This window comes from Agrobacterium sp. (assembly GCF_032092815.1).
Classification (GTDB): Bacteria; Pseudomonadota; Alphaproteobacteria; order Rhizobiales; family Rhizobiaceae; genus Agrobacterium.
This window is the reverse complement of sequence record NZ_DAMDBP010000066.1, coordinates 1-17,082: the sequence shown is the minus strand read 5'-3', so window position 1 is coordinate 17,082 and position 17,082 is coordinate 1. Positions and strand designations below refer to the sequence as shown.

At 54.8% G+C, this 17,082-nt stretch carries 18 protein-coding genes; 9 read left to right on the top strand and 9 right to left on the bottom strand.

What is annotated here, in order from left to right:
• Positions 1–97 (top strand): ribosomal protein bL36 (locus tag RT613_RS22450; protein ID WP_313618589.1); only part of this gene is annotated, 97 nt, incomplete at its 5' end.
• A gap of 151 nt (positions 98–248) precedes the next feature.
• Positions 249–803, top strand: a complete 555-nt coding sequence (locus RT613_RS22445) for a hypothetical protein (RefSeq protein ID WP_409558884.1) — start codon at positions 249–251, stop codon at positions 801–803.
• A 23-nt stretch (positions 804–826) separates the two neighbouring features.
• Here the strand turns inward: RT613_RS22445 and RT613_RS22440 are convergent, their stop codons facing one another.
• Positions 827–1,588: a sulfite exporter TauE/SafE family protein gene (locus tag RT613_RS22440; protein ID WP_409558883.1), complete on the bottom strand. Its 762-nt coding sequence runs from the start codon at positions 1,586–1,588 to the stop codon at positions 827–829.
• Positions 1,589–1,694: 106 nt separating this feature from the next.
• Between RT613_RS22440 and RT613_RS22435 the strand changes: the two genes are divergently transcribed.
• The 5 genes from RT613_RS22435 (at position 1,695) to RT613_RS22415 (ending at position 6,672) form a co-directional block, all read left to right on the top strand.
• Entirely contained in the window at positions 1,695–2,348 is a 654-nt protein-coding gene (locus RT613_RS22435; RefSeq protein ID WP_313618585.1) for a thiamine phosphate synthase, read from the top strand.
• 8 nt (positions 2,349–2,356) lie between these two features.
• A complete protein-coding gene (locus RT613_RS22430; protein ID WP_313618584.1) occupies positions 2,357–3,445 on the top strand; it encodes a tetratricopeptide repeat protein in 1,089 nt (362 codons plus the stop codon).
• Between the two features lie 142 nt (positions 3,446–3,587).
• Complete coding sequence (locus tag RT613_RS22425; protein ID WP_313618583.1) at positions 3,588–4,388, top strand: inositol monophosphatase family protein; 801 nt, start codon at positions 3,588–3,590, stop codon at positions 4,386–4,388.
• A 179-nt stretch (positions 4,389–4,567) separates the two neighbouring features.
• Positions 4,568–5,638: a flagellar motor protein MotA gene (locus RT613_RS22420; protein WP_313618582.1), complete on the top strand. Its 1,071-nt coding sequence runs from the start codon at positions 4,568–4,570 to the stop codon at positions 5,636–5,638.
• A 2-nt stretch (positions 5,639–5,640) separates the two neighbouring features.
• Positions 5,641–6,672: a peptidoglycan -binding protein gene (locus RT613_RS22415; protein WP_313618581.1), complete on the top strand. Its 1,032-nt coding sequence runs from the start codon at positions 5,641–5,643 to the stop codon at positions 6,670–6,672.
• A gap of 18 nt (positions 6,673–6,690) precedes the next feature.
• On the opposite strand, the gene RT613_RS22410 is transcribed toward RT613_RS22415, so the two are convergent.
• Positions 6,691–8,484 carry an ABC transporter transmembrane domain-containing protein gene (locus RT613_RS22410; protein ID WP_313618580.1) on the bottom strand — a complete coding sequence of 598 codons (1,794 nt, stop codon included), beginning with the start codon at positions 8,482–8,484 and terminating at the stop codon, positions 6,691–6,693.
• 254 nt (positions 8,485–8,738) lie between these two features.
• On the opposite strand from RT613_RS22410, the gene rpmE reads away from it, so the two are divergent.
• The gene (gene rpmE, locus RT613_RS22405; protein WP_192488120.1) at positions 8,739–8,960 is read left to right on the top strand and encodes a 50S ribosomal protein L31; all 222 of its coding nucleotides are present in this window, start codon (positions 8,739–8,741) and stop codon (positions 8,958–8,960) included.
• Between the two features lie 182 nt (positions 8,961–9,142).
• Here rpmE and RT613_RS22400 read toward each other — a convergent pair whose 3' ends face one another.
• From RT613_RS22400 to RT613_RS22390, 3 genes are all read right to left on the bottom strand, one after another.
• Entirely contained in the window at positions 9,143–9,658 is a 516-nt protein-coding gene (locus RT613_RS22400; RefSeq protein WP_250982200.1) for a DUF1465 family protein, read from the bottom strand.
• 360 nt (positions 9,659–10,018) lie between these two features.
• Positions 10,019–10,210: a DUF1192 domain-containing protein gene (locus RT613_RS22395; protein WP_313618579.1), complete on the bottom strand. Its 192-nt coding sequence runs from the start codon at positions 10,208–10,210 to the stop codon at positions 10,019–10,021.
• Positions 10,207–11,484, bottom strand: a complete 1,278-nt coding sequence (locus RT613_RS22390; RefSeq protein ID WP_313618578.1) for an MFS transporter — start codon at positions 11,482–11,484, stop codon at positions 10,207–10,209. The genes RT613_RS22395 and RT613_RS22390 overlap by 4 nt, the downstream gene beginning before the upstream one ends.
• A 147-nt stretch (positions 11,485–11,631) precedes the next feature.
• Between RT613_RS22390 and RT613_RS22385 the strand changes: the two genes are divergently transcribed.
• On the top strand, positions 11,632–11,787 hold the full coding sequence (locus RT613_RS22385) for a hypothetical protein (protein WP_313618577.1): 156 nt from the start codon (positions 11,632–11,634) through the stop codon (positions 11,785–11,787).
• A 122-nt stretch (positions 11,788–11,909) separates the two neighbouring features.
• On the opposite strand, the gene RT613_RS22380 is transcribed toward RT613_RS22385, so the two are convergent.
• The 4 genes from RT613_RS22380 to RT613_RS22365 all read right to left on the bottom strand — a co-directional run.
• Positions 11,910–12,935, bottom strand: coding sequence for a class I fructose-bisphosphate aldolase (locus tag RT613_RS22380; protein WP_313618576.1), 1,026 nt, complete (start codon positions 12,933–12,935; stop codon positions 11,910–11,912).
• A gap of 189 nt (positions 12,936–13,124) precedes the next feature.
• Positions 13,125–14,324 carry a phosphoglycerate kinase gene (locus RT613_RS22375; RefSeq protein WP_313618575.1) on the bottom strand — a complete coding sequence of 400 codons (1,200 nt, stop codon included), beginning with the start codon at positions 14,322–14,324 and terminating at the stop codon, positions 13,125–13,127.
• A gap of 109 nt (positions 14,325–14,433) precedes the next feature.
• Entirely contained in the window at positions 14,434–16,278 is a 1,845-nt protein-coding gene (locus tag RT613_RS22370) for a potassium/proton antiporter (RefSeq protein WP_313618587.1), read from the bottom strand.
• A gap of 337 nt (positions 16,279–16,615) precedes the next feature.
• The coding region (locus RT613_RS22365) for a type I glyceraldehyde-3-phosphate dehydrogenase (RefSeq protein WP_409558882.1) at positions 16,616–17,082 on the bottom strand (467 nt) is incomplete at its 5' end.

Sequence of the window (17,082 nt, the reverse complement as noted above, 5' to 3'; positions counted from 1 at the left end):
TAAGGCCCGTCATCGCGATAACCGCCTGGTTCGCCGCAAGGGCCGTGTATACATCATCAACAAGCAGAACCCACGCTTCAAGGCTCGTCAGGGCTGATTGTAGCAAGGTTGTTCCGCCCTTTTTCGATTGGGCGGTTCACATTGTTGATACTGCATAAATTATGATTTGATATTCGGCGCGCCGGGATTACGATATCCCAATGCGCCGATTTCGTTTTTACAGTCTGTTTGTACTTCCCGCGGTTTTCATGACTGCTTTTGCTTCCGTGCCTCATGCACAGGAGCCTGCTTCTGCGGTGACAGCGCCGCAACCGGACAATGCGACTCAGACAGTCGATTCTCTTTTCGATGGATTGAAAAAGGAACGGCGTGCCGACAAGGGCAAAAGCATTGCTGCGCAGATTGTTGCGGAATGGGCTGATTCTGGCAGTCCTACCGTTAATCTTCTCACGCAATGGGCTGCTGAAGCAGTGGAAGACAAGCGTAATTCTGCAGCCTATGATTTTCTAGATCAGGCGATTCTTCTCGATCCTGATTTTTTTGAGGCTGTGTTTGCCCGCGCGCAACTTCACCTCGCGGATGGTGATACCCGCAAGGCAATGTCAGACATCAATCTCGTGCTGAAAGACGAGCCGCGTCATTTTTTGGCGCTGGCCAGCATGGCGACAATTCTCGAATCGTCTGGCCGTGACGAGTTGGCGGTAAAGGCTTGGGAGCGTTATCTCGAAATTTATCCCGCCAACCGTGATGCCCAGAAAGAGTTACAGGATTTATCCGAAAAACTGGCAGGACAGCGGAGCTGAGGACGTCGTTTCGCCTTCCCTGTTCATATGGGCAGTATGTCCCACAGAAGCTTCAACGCCGCAAAAAATGCCATGCCGTACATCAGCGGGTAGAAGATGTTTGGTTTCAGATATTTGACAATCTTGGCGCCCGCCAATGTTGAAATGAGTGCCACCGGCAACAGGCTTGCAGATGCCGTCAGGTTGGTGGTGTCGAGGCCGCCAAGCGCGAAATACGGTATCAGCTTGATGGCATTCATGATGGCGAAAAATCGCACACTCATGCCCGTATACACTTTCGGATCCAATTTCAGGGGCAGAACATAGATCTGGAATGGCGGGCCACCCGCATGGGCCACGAAGCTGGCATATCCAGACAATGACCCCCAGAATGACGCCTTGATGCGGTTTTGCGGGCCAGGAGGGATAACGTGACCGGGCTTGGTCTTCCACGTCTCGTAGAAATAACGCAACACAAACAACATGGTGATGATGGCAATGACCAACCGCAGTGCATTGGGTGGGATGATTGCTGCCGTTGCCCAGCCGAATGCGATGCCAAGAACTGCGCCGGGCAGAAGGAGCAGCAATGTTTCGCGGTGATTGAAATGTCGCCAGGACCACAGGGCGACCATGTCCATGACAATCAGGATAGGCAGGAAAATCGCTGCGGCCTGTACTGGTGGCATGACAAGTGCCATCAGCGGCACACCCATCAACGCCAAAGCTCCGCCCAATCCGCCCTTGGATAATCCGACCAGAGTGACGGCGGGAATCGCTGCGGAGAAGAAATACATATCAAGCATGATGAATAGGGTGGGTTGATCCTGATTTGTGTCCGGTTTATCGGATTTAGGAAATAAAAACGAGTGCGGATTTTAACGGCTGCACGTTTCCGGAATGGATGACCTTATGAGTGTACATGACGACCGCTGCCGCCTTGTTCTGATCCTTAGCGACAACACAGATGCCGAACTGCAGAAAAAGGCGCTGGCCGATGCACTGCGCGGTGGTGACGTGGCGTCGGTGATCGTGCCACAATACGGCCAGCCCGAAGGCGCGTTCCAGAAATTTGCCGAGACGCTTGTTCCGCTTATCCAGGAAGCTGGTGCTGCCGCGTTGATTGCCGGAGACAGCCGGATTGCCGGCCGTGCCAAGGCAGACGGTCTGCATATCAACGGGCCGGTTGCTGAGATGGCAGAAGCGGTTGAAAAATTCACGCCGAAGCTGATCATTGGCGGTGGCAATGCTGACGACCGCCACAAGGCGTTGGAAATCGGTGAGCCGGGACCGGACTATATTTTCTTTGGCAAGTTTGACGGTGATATCAAGCCGGAAGCCCACCCCAAAAACCTTGCGCTTGCAGAGTGGTGGGCATCAATGATTGAAATTCCGTGCATGGTCATGGGTGGCAACGATACGGCCTCGGCGCTTGCTGTTGCAGAAACCGGCGCCGAGTTTGTTGCCATGAGCCGTGCTGTTTTCGAACATTCGGCGGGTCCTGCGCAAGCGGTTGCCGAAATCAATGCCTTGCTTGACGAAAAAGCGCCACGGTTTGAAGATTGATAGGCGGCATGTATCGAAAGTTCTCATATCGGTTTGTGACCGGCATAGTTGCATCGACCCTGTTGCTCGCGGGTGGTGGTGAGGCGTTTTCCCAGTCCGCACCGGATGCTGTGTCGCGACCGCTGGAAAAGCAAGCCGAAGTCATCCGCAAGGGCCGTGTGGATGCGCCGGAGACCGATGGCATACAGCCATCGCAGGGCGTGACCCTGTTTGACCGTATGGGAGCTGATTTGCCGCCATTGCCACCGGAGAAGGAATTCACCGGCAAGATCGATGAGGCCTATGGCGCGTTTCAGCGCGGGGAATATGTCACCGCGCTCGACAAGGCACTGACGCGGGCGCAAAATGGTGATGCCGCTGCCCAGACACTGGTTGCCGAAATGATGTCGCGTGGTCTTGGTATTGCAAGCGATGCCAAAACCGCTGCGTTCTGGTACGGTCAGGCAGCCAATGGCGGTGATCCTGCCGCGATGTTCCAATACGCCTTGTTGTTGATGGAAGGCAAAAACGTCACCCGCGACAAAGCCAAGGCTGATGAATTCATGAAAAAGGCGGCGGATGCGGGTAACGCATCGGCGCAGTTCAACTGGGCGCAGATCCTCGTTTCGGAAAATCCTGGCTCCAAGGGGCTGAGCGAGGCAATGCCCTATTATGAAAAATCTGCCGAGCAGGGTGTTGCCGATGCGCAATATGCTGTTGCGCAGATTTATTCTCAGGTCAGCGATATCGCGCCTGAGAAAAAGGCGAAGGCGCGTGACTGGCTTCAACGTGCGGCAAAAGCCGGTTTTGATACGGCCCAGCTCGATATGGGTGTGTGGCTGGTGAACGGTGTTGGCGGGCCGCGTGATTATAATGAGGGTTTCAACTGGATGCAGCGTGCGGCGCTGAAAGGCAACGTCGCAGCTCAGAACAAGCTGTCACACCTTTATATTCAGGCACTTGGCACACGACCTGATCCGGTCGAGGCTGCCAAGTGGTATGTGCTTTCAAGGCGTGCCGGTATGAAGGATCTGGCGCTGGAGGACTTTTATCTGGGTCTGACAGATGAGCAGCAAAAACAGGCGATTGACGCGGCAAACAAGTTCCGTCGCAATTGATCTGTCGGCCTTTGTTGCCTTTACCCTTGAATTTTCGGTCGTTTTGTGGTCTTGAACCCCAAAATCTTTCAATCAGCGTTCGTAACCGTCTGCTCCAGCCCTTCATGTGGCTAGGTTCGGCTCGGCTTTCAGGGAAATTGTAATGGCCCGTTCTGCCCTTCTTAATGTCATGGTTCAGGCCGCTCTCAAGGCGGGTAAATCGCTGTCGCGCGATTTCGGTGAGGTGCAGAACCTGCAGGTTTCTGTCAAAGGACCTGGTGATTTTGTGTCGCAGGCCGACTTGAAGGCCGAAAAGATCGTTCGTGAAGAACTGATGAAGGCGCGTCCGACCTACGACTTCCTCGGTGAAGAAGGTGGCGAGGAAAAGGGAACGGATGGTGCGCACCGTTGGATCGTTGATCCGCTGGATGGCACGACCAACTTCCTGCATGGCATTCCACAGTTTGCCGTTTCCATCGCACTGGAACGCAATGGTGAAATCGTTGCCGGCGTGATCTTCAATCCTGCAACGGATGAACTGTTTACAGCCGAGCGCGGTGGCGGTGCATTCCTCAATGATCGCCGCATTCGTGTTGCCGCCAGAAAGACCCTGCCAGATTGCGTTATCGCTTGTGGCGTTCCGCATCTCGGTCGTGGCAATCACGGCAAGTTCCTGGTGGAGCTTCGTCACGTAATGGGTGAAGTTTCCGGTATTCGCCGCATGGGTGCTGCCGCACTTGACCTTGCCTATGTTGCGGCAGGTCGCGTCGATGGTTTCTGGGAAGCCAATCTATCTCCGTGGGATATTGCTGCAGGTATTGTCCTGATTCGTGAAGCTGGCGGTTTTGTCAGTGACATGAAGGGTGGCCAGGAGATGTTTGCAACCAATAGTGTGGTTGCAGGCAACGAATATATCCACAAGGCGCTCGTTGAGGTCGTCAACCGTCCGGTTCCGTCGAAGTAAGACTTCCAAGGCATAAATATTGCCAGATGCCCGTAAACAGCCTCGAAGCCGTTTGCGGGCATTTTCATCTGGCTGCCACATTCCGTTTTGCCCGTCCCGGGCTTTTGCTGCTTTCCACTTCAATTCGTCGCAATTTTCCACTAGCTTCGCCAACACTGAAGCCAAAGGGAATGGGTATTATGGCGAATACTGAAATGCTCGATATGGGGGTCGAGAGGCCGGTAAAGCGCGGTCATGGTTACAGGTTATCCAGCCCAACGCCATTTCTCTGGACGATGTTCATCTTCCTCATCATCGTCGGGTTCCTGACTGCCATCCTATATCGGCAGGCCCATCAGGCCTTTATGACCAATCCTGGTCTCAATGGCTTTATTCTTGGCGTGCTGCTGATTGGTATCATTCTGGTGTTCACCCAGATATTGAGCCTGCGTCCGGAGGTTCGCTGGTTCAATGCCTTTCAGGCAACGGGCAGCGTTGACAAGGCTGGACGTATTCCGAAGCTTTTGGCGCCGATGCATGCGTTGATCGGGCGCAAGGGTGACATTACGCTATCACCGGTTATCCAGCGCTCCATTCTCGATTCTATTGCAACCCGACTCGATGAAACGCGCGACACATCGCGTTACCTCATAGGCCTTCTGGTGTTTCTCGGTCTGCTTGGAACCTTCTGGGGTTTGATCGGTACGATCGGATCGATCAGCAACGTCATTCAGTCACTGGACCCAAATGCCGGTGATGCCAATGACATCCTGTCATCGCTGAAATCGGGTTTGACAGCACCATTGTCCGGCATGGGCACGGCGTTTTCGTCCTCGCTACTTGGTCTTTCCGGTTCGCTGATCCTCGGTTTTCTCGACCTGCAGGCGGGCAGGGCGCAGAACCGTTTTTATACCAACCTTGAAAATTGGCTTTCGACCGTGACCGATACCGGTTCAGAGGCACCAGCATCGTCTCCTGCGCAAATGAAGAAGGAGTTGCTGCAAATTGCCCAGTATCTTTCGCAGGCATCGCAGAACGACAATGTTGGGGGGGAGCGTTCGCTCAGCGCACTTTCCAACTTGGCCGAAGGCGTGCAGGGATTGGTGAAAACCATGCGCAGCGAACAGCAGATGCTACGTGACTGGATGGAAGCGCAGCAGGATGAGGCGAAGGCTCTGCGGCGCACGCTCGACAGGCTTGCTGCGCGGATCAATGCCGACCTCAATACGCTCCCGCCTGCTGACGCGCCAAACGACAGCAGGAGCAAGTAAATATGGCTCTTGCACGCAACCGTCGTCGTGAGCGGGGAGTGGACTATTGGCCTGGCTTTGTGGATGCGCTATCCACGCTGCTTCTGGCCATCATGTTCCTGCTCACCGTGTTTGTGTTGGCTCAATTTGTGCTGTCGCGTGAAATCACTGGCCGTGATGAGGTTCTGAACCGCCTTAACAGCCAGATTTCGGAGTTGACCGAACTGCTGGCGCTTGAAAAGGGCAACAAGCAGGATATCGAGGATACGTTGGCCAATCTGCAATCCACCCTCGCCGTGTCCGAGCAGGAACGGTCGAGATTGCAGGCGCTGCTGGATGCGGGCACAGGCAGCAGTTCCGCTGCCAATTCCCGCATCGGAACGCTGACCGGTGAACTGGATGCGGAAAGGCAGGTCAGTGCGCGGGCAGCCAGCCAGATCGAATTGCTGAACCAACAGATCGCAGCGCTAAGAGCGCAGATTGCCGCTGTTGAGACCGCCCTGCAGGCGTCTGAGGCGAAGGACGCATCGTCTCAGGTCAGGATTGCCGATCTCGGTCGGCGCCTCAATGTAGCACTGGCACAGCGCGTTCAGGAATTGAACCGCTATCGCTCCGACTTTTTTGGACGGTTGCGTGAGATCCTGTCGGATCGCGAAAACATTCGCATTGTCGGTGACCGTTTCGTGTTCCAATCGGAAGTTCTGTTCCCCTCCGGTGGCAACGATCTGAACCCGGCTGGTCAGGCGGAAATGGAAAAACTCGCTCTGGCATTGATTGACCTTGCCAAGGAAATCCCAGCCGAAATCAACTGGGTGCTGCGGGTTGACGGCCACACGGATAATGTCCCGCTGGCCGGAACCGGTCGCTTCGTTGATAACTGGGAGCTTTCGTCAGCCCGTGCGACTTCAGTGGTGAAGTTCCTGATTTCGAAGGGGGTACCGGCCAACCGTCTGGTTGCTGCCGGTTTTGGAGAATATCAGCCGATTGCCGAAGGCGATACGCCGCAAGCCCGTTCGCAGAACCGGCGCATCGAACTGAAACTTACCGAGAGATAAAGGAGTTGTGGCAGAGAATTACTCTGCCACCCCGATATGGCTGACTTCGCTGGTCTGGAACTGCAGCCGTGCAAGTTTGGCATAAAGGCCGCCATGGGCGATCAGACTCTGGTGCGTGCCTTCCTCGACCAGCTTTCCATCATCCAGAACCAGAATACGATCTGCTTTCAACACTGTGGAAAGGCGGTGCGCGATGACAATCGTCGTGCGCTGGCGCATCAAACCGTCGAGTGCTTTCTGCACCAGGGTTTCGCTTTCTGCGTCAAGCGCCGAGGTGGCCTCGTCCAGAAGCAGGATAGGGGCATTGCGCAGAATGGCGCGGGCAATGGCTATACGCTGTCTCTGGCCGCCTGAGAGGGTTACACCACGTTCTCCGAGTTGCGTGTCATAACCGTTTTCAAGCTTGGAGATGAAATCATCGGCCTGTGCAGCGACGGCGGCGGCACGCACCTGCTCGCGGCTGGCACCCGGCGCACCGAATGCAATATTGTCGTGAATGGATGTGGTGAAGATCGTGACGTCCTGCGGGACGATGGCAATGCGCGCACGCAGGTCCTGTGGTGACGTTGCACGAAGATCCGTGCCGTCAATCGTGATGCGTCCAAATGCCGGATCATAGAAACGCAAAAGCAGCGAGAAGATTGTGCTTTTGCCCGCACCTGATGGACCGACGATCGCAACCGTTTCACCTGGTGCGACGTGGAATGAAAGGTTGCGCAAAATTTCCTTGGTGCCATAACCGAAGCTGACATTTTCAAATGCGGCTTCACCCCGGGCAGGTGTTGGCATGACCGTTGCGGTTTGTGGTGCACGAACGGCTGGCACTTCCTGCATCAGTTCAGACAGGCGTTCTGCAGCACCACCTGCTTGCGACAATTCACCCCAGACTTCGGACAATTGGCCAAGTGCGCTTGCCGCAATCACCGAATAAAGCACGAATTGTCCGAGCGTGCCGGCAGACATGGTTCCGTTGAGAACACTGTGGGCACCGTACCAGAGAATGCCGACAACACTGCCAAATACCATCGCAATGGCAAATCCGGTCAGGCCTGAGCGTGCGCTGATCGAGGAGCGGGCGTCACGAAAGGCACTTTCAACGGCAGTACCGTATTTTGTCGTTGCAACCGATTCGGCATTAAAGGCCTGAACGGTGCGGGCAGCGCCAATGGTTTCCGTTGCAAAGGCGGAAGAGGCGGCAAGCGTGTCCTGCGTGGCGCGTGAGCGCTTGCGCACTGAACGTCCAAAAGCGATCAGCGGAAATACGATCAGCGGGATGGCGCAGAGTGCCAGGCCGGAAAGACCTGGGCTGGTATAGACCATCATGGCAACGCCGCCTAAACAGAGCAGGGTGTTGCGCAACGCCTGGGAGGCGGCCGAACCGAAGGCGGATTTGATCAATGTAGTGTCGGCAGTCAGGCGTGAGGTGAGTTCACCGGAATGATTGACGTCAAAAAATGCAGGCGACAGGGTGGTCAGATGATTAAAGACATCCTTGCGGACATCGGCAACAACACGCTCCCCAATTGCGCTGACGTAATAATAGCGCAGGGCGCTGGCGATAGCGAGAACGATGGCCAGACCGAAGAGCATGCCAAAATAGTTGTTGATCATCGCACCATCGGCATTCTCGAAACCGTGGTCCATGATGCGACGTACGGCAAGTGGCAGCGCCAATGTGGTCAAGGCGGAAAGCACAAGGGCGAACAGGGCGGCTGCGACCATGCCGCGATAACGCTTCATGTAAGGCAGCAGGCTGGCAAGTGGTTTCAGACCCTTGCGTCGTGCTGATTTCTGTTCTTGCGTCGCTTCCACGTAACCACTCCTGCTACCTGTTTTGCCTCACAACCGCCGTCCGTGTTTGCTTTTTGCAGACAGGCCGTTTTTTTGGCACTTTCACCACTTCGCGATAGATCGCCAGGCACTTGTTATCTGGACGACCTTCATGTATAGGCACGGCATCGAATTGGGAAGCCGTGGAATAAATGTGCTGCGGTTCCATTTATTGAATTGGCTCCGTTGACGCAATTGCGGCAAATGGACCGCAGTCACACAGCAGGAAGATTGTCATGAAGGCTGAAATCCATCCCGACTATCACGTGATCAAAGTGGTCATGACTGATGGCACCGAATACGAAACACGTTCCACTTGGGGCAGCGAAGGCGCGGTCATGAACCTCGAAATCGACCCTAAGTCCCATCCGGCATGGACCGGTGGTAACCAGCAGCTCGTTGACCGTGCTGGCCGCGTTTCCAAGTTCAACAAGCGTTTTGGTGGCCTCGGCCTCTGATCCGTTTGGATTGATACAAACAAAAAGCCCTCGAACATCGTTCGGGGGCTTTTTGTTTTTGCAGTACAAGTACCACTGATTGTTTGTGCAGATCGCGCCGCATCTTTTGTCCGTCATGATCAGGCATGAAAAAAGCAGGCATGAAGCCTGCTTTCTTAGGGATATGCGCTTTTTTACGTAGATCAGTTGTTCACGAATGCCGTGCGCAACAGATTGAGCTGGGCCTGAACGCTGTTTTCGTTGTCCGGCACCTTCGCAGCTTCTGCTGGACGGTAAATTTCGCGGTCGAGCAGGGCAACGCGGTTCTGCAGGCGCAGCGAGCGCTCAACGAGATCACGGAAAGATTCTGGCAGGTCGTTCCAGCCGGGAGCATTGCGGTCAACGTTGAAGCTGTCGAGGCGAACCTTGCTCTTTTCGTTGAGAACCTGGTCGCGGCTCATTTCGCCATTGTTGACGGCGCGCTGCAGAAGAAGCCAGGACGCCATCTGCATCAGGCGGGTCGTCAGGCGCATCGATTCTGCTGCGTAGAGCACGGATGCCATGCGCGGCAGAACCTTGGATGCTGCGCGCCCGGCGCCATCGAGATAGGACGCTGTTTCCTCAACCAGCGTCATTCCCTCGGCGTAAAGCGTTTTGAACTGGTTGGATGCTGCGGCATGCCCCGCAAAGCTGATAGTATTCAAAACCTGTTCTGACATTTCTTAATATCCCTGCTCACGCATCACTTTTGTCAGGTAAGAGAATCCGAAAATCTCAATCCGGTTCCCTTTTTTCTGCTTTTGAGGATGATACCAATAACTCAAATGCGCAAGTTGATTATTAAAGAAGGGTTAATACCCACAGTTTTGATGGCCAAAGCGGGCCATAAAAAAAGAGCCGCAAAAGCGGCTCTCAAGGTAAAACAGGGAGAAAAATCAGACCAATTCGCCAGTTGGAGAAGCTGCCTGAAATCCAGAAGCTCTGGATAGGTATAGTTATCTCTCAAATAGGTTTATAAAGTCTTAATGGTAAACGAATGACTGATCCGAAAAGCAACGTTTACCGTTTTTTCTCCATAGTCACGACCGGAAGAGGTTCTCGGCAGCAAGCCGTCCTGCTGACTTTTTCTTTTTCTCTTCTTCCAGGCGGGCAATTTCGTCCTGTAGCAACTGCACGCGGTAACTCAGTTCATCCACGGAGAGAAGGCTGAGATCGCAACCGAGCTCGTGGGCTGCGGCTTTCTTGGGGCGCTCATCATCCGATATGCTCATATTCCGGCTCCTTTATCGATGTCATCATCCTGAGATTGTGCAGCACGTGGGTCAAGAACAGCACTTTCCGGTGTCGCCAAAGCCGAGGTGACAGCTGGCATGGTTGCAAAGTTGTCCTTTTCCTCTGTCGTGAGGGCTGCGCGCTTCTTGCTTCTGAAGATCGCGTAAGCGGTAATCAGCAGATGGGAAACGGCGGTCACCAGAAACAGCTCATAGGGACCGGCCGCAGTCATGATCGGGCCACCGAGGGTCGGCCCGATAATCGTTCCAATGCCAAAAAGCAGCAGGAGGCCACCGGATACTTTGACGAAGTCTTCCGGCGAGGCGTAGTCGTTGGCATGGGCAACGGCAATTGGGTAAAGCGCGTTGGCAGCGGCACCATAAAGCGCGATCATGCCAATCAGCACATAGACGTTGGATGGCTGGAACAGCGCGACGGCAAGACCGGCGAAGGCCGCCAGCGCGGAAAGCCCAGCCAGCACGTAACGGCGGTCGATCCTGTCAGAGAGGCGTCCGGCAGGAAACTGGGCAATCGCACCTGCAAAAATGGTGACACTGACCATAATGGCGATGTTGGTCGGGTCCAGTCCGGCGCGCGATGCAAAGACAGCACCCAGCGTACCATAGGCGCCATTGGCAATGCCGATCATCAAGATGCCGACGCAGGAGACCGGTGAATTTCTATAGAGCGCTGGCAGATCCAGTTTCACTGTCTGCAAAGGCTTGGGGCTCTCCGCCTTGGAAAGGGTCGCGGGCAGAATGGAGATGCAATAGATGACGCCGCAGATCATGAACAGGGAAGTGTTGGATATATCACCAATCGGCACCAGCAATTGCCCGCCAACGACGCCGAACAAGGTAATGGCAATATAAAGCGAGAAGATCGTGCCACGGCTTTCGTTGGTGGCCCGTTCGTTGAGCCAGCTTTCGATGATCATCGAGGTGCCAGCCGTGCAGAAACCGGTAATGGCACGCAGGATAATCCACCATACGTCGTCGATGATCAGGCCCGTTGTGAGAACGGTGAGGCAGATCAGCGCCAGAAAAGTATCGAAGGCTCTGACATGGCCAACACGGCGCACGATATTGGGCGCGATAAAACAGCCGATCACAAAACCCGCGGCCCAAGATGTACCTAAAAAGCCGAGGATTTCATTGGAGTAGCCTTCTTCCGCGCCACGCAGTGGAAGAATGAGGCCTTGCAGGCCGTTGCCTAAAAACAAAAACAGGGTGCTGGATAAAAGTGCGAATACGGGTAGAAGATTTCTGCTCATAGCAACACTCTCATTTTTTCCGCTCGTCGTTATCGCGTTTGTCAGTGATGAAGGGTAAATGCTGGCTGATACTGCACGTTCCCTGCTGCACGTCAAAGATGTCCACCCTGTGACGGGACATATGGATAAAGAGTAAAGGTTTATGCGATGACAAAAGCCATAGGTCTTTTTTTGCTTTTGGCGATGGCAGTGCAGGTCATCCGGCCCTTGGGCTATCCGGGCCTGAAAAAGCGCAGTGACTGCTGGAAAATTGCAGTTGCGGCCTTTGTCATCTGGTCGCTGGTTCTGGTACTGCGACCATGATGAAGGTTTAAAGTCTGAGTTTCGGTATTAGCATGCCGTTTTTCAAATTAGACGGCGCTATGCGGCGCACAACAAAAAAGCCGCCCGGAGGGCGGCTTTGATGGTTTGGATTGTGCCTTTGATCAGGCAGCCTTTTCCAGTTCCTGCTTCCAGGTGCCCTTGGCTGCAAGGCTGTTCATTTCGGCGCGGTGTGTGAAAGCGCGCTGGCCAGCAGCAACGTTTTCGGACTTGCCATTCCATGTCTTGAGCGCGGTATCCTGCAAGGCGCGACCATAGGAATAGGTCAGGCCCCAAGGCAGATCGTAGCCGGAGTTCATGGCAGAGAGGTGCGCCGTTGCTTCTTCCGAAGACTGGCCACCGGAGAGGAAGGCAATGCCCGGTACCAGCGATGGTACAGTAGCTTTCAGAACCTTGACGGTCTTTTCTGCAACTTCTTCAATGCCTGCCTTGCGTGCCTTCTTGCCGTCGATAATCATGTTCGGCTTGAGGATCATGCCTTCGAGGTTGACGCGGGCGTCGAACAGGTCGGCAAACACGGTCTGCAGAACCCACTGGGTTACTTCTGCGCAACGATCTATATCGTGGGTGCCAGGCTCGCCGTCCATCAGCACTTCTGGCTCGACGATCGGAACGATGTCGGCCTGCTGGCAGAGCGCTGCATAACGGGCAAGCGACTGGGAGTTGGCCTTGATGGAGCCCCAGCTTGGACGTGCTTCGCCAATGGTGATAACGCCGCGCCACTTGGCAAACCGTGCGCCGGCTTCGTGGTACTTGCGCAGGCGCTCATACAGATTGTCGAGGCCTTCGGTGATGAATTCATGCGGGTGGTAGGCCATTGGCTTGGCACCGATATCAACCTTGATACCTGGAATGCTGCCAGCAGCTTTGATGATGTCCACGAAAGGCGTGCCGTCGGCTGCTTTCTGGTAGAGGGTTTCTTCATAAAGGATGACGCCAGAAATGTACTTCTTCATGGCTTCATCGGAGCGGAACAGCATTTCGCGGTAGTCGCGGCGGCTGGTTTCCGTGGACTCCAGATTGATGGAGTCAAATCGCTTTTTGATTGTGGATGTGGATTCGTCGGCAGCGAGGATACCCTTGCCATCGGCAACCATTTTAATTGCTATATCTTCAAGGCGTTCGGTCATTGCTATTCTCCCAAGGCACAATAGTCTGGCGATAACAGATGTTTACGACGAGGAAAATGGCATGCTAACTCATTGAAACGATTGAAATCATTTCAATCGTTTGAAAGTTGTTGGGCCATTGTACACCAAAAAGAAAAAGCCGGACAAAAGATTTTGCCCGGCTGCAAATGTCGCATCTGGTAGGCTGTTTTAGTTCTTGGTGAGCACTGCAACGCCAGGAAGAACTTTGCCTTCCATCCACTCGAGGAATGCACCGCCAGCGGTCGAGACATAGGTAAAGTTGTCAGCAGCACCTGCGTGGTTGAGGGCAGCTACGGTGTCGCCGCCACCAGCAACGGACACCAGCTTGCCGGATTTGGTGCATTCGGCAGCGTGTTTGGCAGCAGCCACAGTGGCTGCATCAAACGGCGTGATTTCAAATGCGCCGAGCGGCCCGTTCCAGACCAGCGTTTCGGCGCGGGAGATCCAGGCATTGATGATTTCGACCGACTTCGGGCCAACATCCAGCACCATCGCGTCTTCCGGAATGGCGTTGATGTCGACCGTTTCATTGGCAGCATTTGCCTTGAACTCGCGGGCAACAACGCCGTCTTCCGGCAGAACGATTGCGCAGCCGGCGGTGGCCGCTTCAATCATGATCTGCTTGGCTGTGGCTGCCAGGTCATGTTCGCACAGGGATTTGCCGACATTGGTGCCACGGGCGGCAAGGAAGGTGTTTGCCATGCCACCACCGATCACCAGTGCATCTACCTTTTTGACGAGGTTCATCAGCAGGTCAATCTTGGTGGAAACCTTGGCGCCACCAACAATGGCGACAACCGGACGGGATGGCTTGCCGAGACCCTTCTCAAGCGCCTCAAGCTCCTGCTGCATGGTCCGGCCGGCATAGGATGGCAGGTGGTGAGCAAGGCCTTCTGTCGAGGCGTGAGCGCGGTGAGCGGCAGAGAATGCATCATTGACGTAGATGTCGCCGTTCTTGGCCAGTGCTTCTACGAAGGCTGGGTCGTTCTTTTCTTCGCCCTTGTGGAAACGGGTGTTTTCCAGAAGCAGGATATCGCCATTGGCCAGTTTGCTGACGGCGTCTGCAGCGGCATGACCAATGCAATCGGTGCCGAACTGAACCGGCTTGCCGAGAACGTCCTGTACGGCAGGAACAATCAGGCCAAGCGACATGTCTGCAACCGGCTCACCCTTGGGGCGACCGAAATGGGCAAGCAGGATAACCTTTGCGCCCTTTTTAGACAGTTCGAGAATGGTCGGCGCCACGCGCTCTATGCGGGTCGCATCCGTTACTTTGCCATCGGCAACCGGTACGTTGAGATCGACGCGTGCAAGAACGCGTTTTCCCGAAATGTCGTTCAGATCGTCAAGGGTCTTGAAGGCGGGCATGTGTCGGTCCTGACTCTATGCGTTGTGGAAAAAATACCGCCGGACCATACTATGACTGCTTTTGGACGCAAGCGGTTGCGTGTCATTTTTAGTGCCGCAAGACCATATGCTATGCGCCTTTGACGCCTCTACTGGCAAAGTGGGTTCTAACGCGGTGGATGATTTCTTTAAGATTGATGAACACTGGCAGATGGGTGGCAGGTTCGACCGGTTCGAGTGACAGGCCGACGCTGGATATGGCGTTGTTTTCATCGAGACTGCGAACAATCAGCACGATCGAGCCCAGACGGATACGGTCGGCATATTCGGCCTTTCCACCGAGGCGGCTTTCAATCAGTTCGACAATCGTCATTGATTGTTCTGATGTCGCCAGAAGATCCGGGCCATAGGTGGTGTCGAGGTCACGCGCGGCACCAGAAGGCGATATGGAGAATGTGCCGAAGAAGTCCGCATCATCAGGTGCAACTGGAACACGGCTGGCAAACAGCCGGTCCAGCAGGCGTGAATAGCCCGGCGCCACGAACAGATAGATCTGATCGTTTTCGCGCAGACGACCGGCATATTGATAACGGATGGACTTTCCGTCGCGAATGACAAGGGATGGCATCGCCCAACGCGGAATACGCTCGCCATGCAGAACCGGGCTTTCCTTAGTGACGCGGTAGGAGATCAGTTCATGATTGGCCGTGCCGGGCAGATCCACCTCCAGCTTGTCCACTTCACCCATGCGTGGCGGTACGATCAGGCCCAGCCGGGTTGCGACCGGTTTGATTGTCCATCCCTGCAGCATCAGCGACACCAGCACGATGATAAAGGCGGCATTGAAGAATATTTGGCCGTTTTCCAAGCCACCGAGAATGGGCATGATGGCAAGCAGGATGGACACGGCGCCGCGAAGACCAACCCATGCAATGAAAGAGGTTTCCTGCTGGGTATAGTTGAATGGCATCAGGCTTAGCCACACTGCCAACGGACGGGCAATGAAAATCAGGAACAAGGCCAGAAGAACGGCTGGAATGATGATGGCCGGGAATTGCGATGGCGTGGCGAGCAGACCAAGCATCAGGAACATGATGATCTGTGACAGCCATGTCATGCCTTCGTGGAAACGGCGGATGGCATGTTTGGCAAAAATCTTGCGATTGCCAGCGACGATACCGGCGACATAAACGGCGAGGAACCCGCTGCCGCCAATCGTGCCGGTAAAGGAAAACACCAGCATGGCCAGCGCCAACACGAAGATCGGCGCCAATCCACGATCGACAGCAAAACGATTGACGACGGTGACAATCATGTAGCCACCGGCAAGACCGACCAAAACGCCAAGGCCCATCTGCTCGATAAACAGCATGATAACGCCGCTATCAAGGCCTGATATGCCGCGGCCGCTGGATATGACTTCGACCAGCATCAGAGTCAGGAAAATTGCCATCGGATCGTTTGTGCCGGATTCAACTTCTAGCGTGGAACGCACCTGATCACGAATGTGAATGCCACCAATGCGGAGCAGGAAAAATACGGCGGCGGCATCGGTGGAGGCGACAATGGCGCCCAGCAGCAGGCCCTCAATCCAGGACAAGCCAAGCAGCAAGGCGGCTGCGCCGGCAAAAAATACCGATGTTAGGACCACACCGACCGAGGCCAGCGTTATGGCTGGTGCAGCGGATAGTTTGAATGACTGCAGATTGGTGCCAAAACCGGAATCGAACAGGATGATGGCCAGCGCCACCGATCCCAACATGTAGGCCAGCGGATTGTTTTCAAAATGAATGCCGAGGCCATCGGAACCTGCCAGCAGTCCGATCAGTAGGAACAAGAACAGCAGGGGGGCGCCGAAACGGAAGGCGATGAGACTGGAGAATGCGGCGACAAGCACAAGAACGGTGGCCGCCAAAAGAAGAATGTAAAATGATTCCAATACCCTATCCTTCCTTAGTGCGGTCTCGCAGGGCATGCCGTGCACGTCAGCAGTCAATGCGCCACGGGTTGGACGGCCTGTCATCAGCAGAAGTGCTGGACAAGGCAGGGCAAGGCGGGGTGTATCGATTTATACGGGCAGGGCATGAAGCACGTGGTGCGCAATCGATCCCTGTTTTCTTTTTCCGTATCAAAATGGACCACAGCAAGGCAGGATGACGGAAAGTTGGTGGCGATATCCTAATTCTTTTGCACTGCAATAAATTTATGTTTGCGGGGTTGTGAAAGCGTGAGGAGCGATGTGTTGATGTCGGGCAAAGAAAAACCCGGCAGAATTGCTCCCGCCGGGTTTTCAACATCAGACGAAAATCTGATTAGATGGTCTTTGCGAAGGCCACAGCCGTGTCGGACATACGGTTGGAGAAGCCCCACTCGTTGTCGTACCAGGTCAGGATGCGAACAAAGTTGCCTTCCAGAACCTTGGTCTGGTCGATTGCGAAGATCGAGGAGTGGCTGTCGTGGTTGAAGTCACGCGAAACCAGCGGCTCTTCAGTGTAGCCGAGGATACCCTTCAGGGCGCCGTTGGAGGCAGCCTTGATGGCTTCGTTGATTTCTGCAGCCGTTGTGTCGCGCTTGGCAACAAACTTGAAGTCGACAACGGAAACGTTTGGCGTTGGAACGCGGATCGACGTGCCGTCCAGCTTGCCCTTCAGGTGCGGCAGCACCAGGCCAACAGCCTTTGCAGCGCCGGTCGAGGTCGGGATCATGGACAGGGCAGCAGCGCGAGCGCGGTACAGGTCCTTGTGCATGGTGTCCAGCGTCGGCTGGTCGCCGGTGTAGG

What these genes read in the sequence shown, in the direction of transcription:
- RT613_RS22445 (WP_409558884.1), top strand. Translation starts at nt 249, where the DNA reads ATGACTGCTTTTGCTTCCGTGCCTCATGCACAGGAGCCTGCTTCTGCG.
- RT613_RS22440 (WP_409558883.1), bottom strand. Translation starts at nt 1,588, where the DNA reads ATGCTTGATATGTATTTCTTCTCCGCAGCGATTCCCGCCGTCACTCTG.
- RT613_RS22435 (WP_313618585.1), top strand. Translation starts at nt 1,695, where the DNA reads ATGAGTGTACATGACGACCGCTGCCGCCTTGTTCTGATCCTTAGCGAC.
- RT613_RS22430 (WP_313618584.1), top strand. Translation starts at nt 2,357, where the DNA reads ATGTATCGAAAGTTCTCATATCGGTTTGTGACCGGCATAGTTGCATCG.
- RT613_RS22425 (WP_313618583.1), top strand. Translation starts at nt 3,588, where the DNA reads ATGGCCCGTTCTGCCCTTCTTAATGTCATGGTTCAGGCCGCTCTCAAG.
- RT613_RS22420 (WP_313618582.1), top strand. Translation starts at nt 4,568, where the DNA reads ATGGCGAATACTGAAATGCTCGATATGGGGGTCGAGAGGCCGGTAAAG.
- RT613_RS22415 (WP_313618581.1), top strand. Translation starts at nt 5,641, where the DNA reads ATGGCTCTTGCACGCAACCGTCGTCGTGAGCGGGGAGTGGACTATTGG.
- rpmE (WP_192488120.1), top strand. Translation starts at nt 8,739, where the DNA reads ATGAAGGCTGAAATCCATCCCGACTATCACGTGATCAAAGTGGTCATG.
- RT613_RS22400 (WP_250982200.1), bottom strand. Translation starts at nt 9,658, where the DNA reads ATGTCAGAACAGGTTTTGAATACTATCAGCTTTGCGGGGCATGCCGCA.
- RT613_RS22395 (WP_313618579.1), bottom strand. Translation starts at nt 10,210, where the DNA reads ATGAGCATATCGGATGATGAGCGCCCCAAGAAAGCCGCAGCCCACGAG.
- RT613_RS22390 (WP_313618578.1), bottom strand. Translation starts at nt 11,484, where the DNA reads ATGAGCAGAAATCTTCTACCCGTATTCGCACTTTTATCCAGCACCCTG.
- RT613_RS22385 (WP_313618577.1), top strand. Translation starts at nt 11,632, where the DNA reads ATGACAAAAGCCATAGGTCTTTTTTTGCTTTTGGCGATGGCAGTGCAG.
- RT613_RS22380 (WP_313618576.1), bottom strand. Translation starts at nt 12,935, where the DNA reads ATGACCGAACGCCTTGAAGATATAGCAATTAAAATGGTTGCCGATGGC.
- RT613_RS22375 (WP_313618575.1), bottom strand. Translation starts at nt 14,324, where the DNA reads ATGCCCGCCTTCAAGACCCTTGACGATCTGAACGACATTTCGGGAAAA.
- RT613_RS22370 (WP_313618587.1), bottom strand. Translation starts at nt 16,278, where the DNA reads ATGCCCTGCGAGACCGCACTAAGGAAGGATAGGGTATTGGAATCATTT.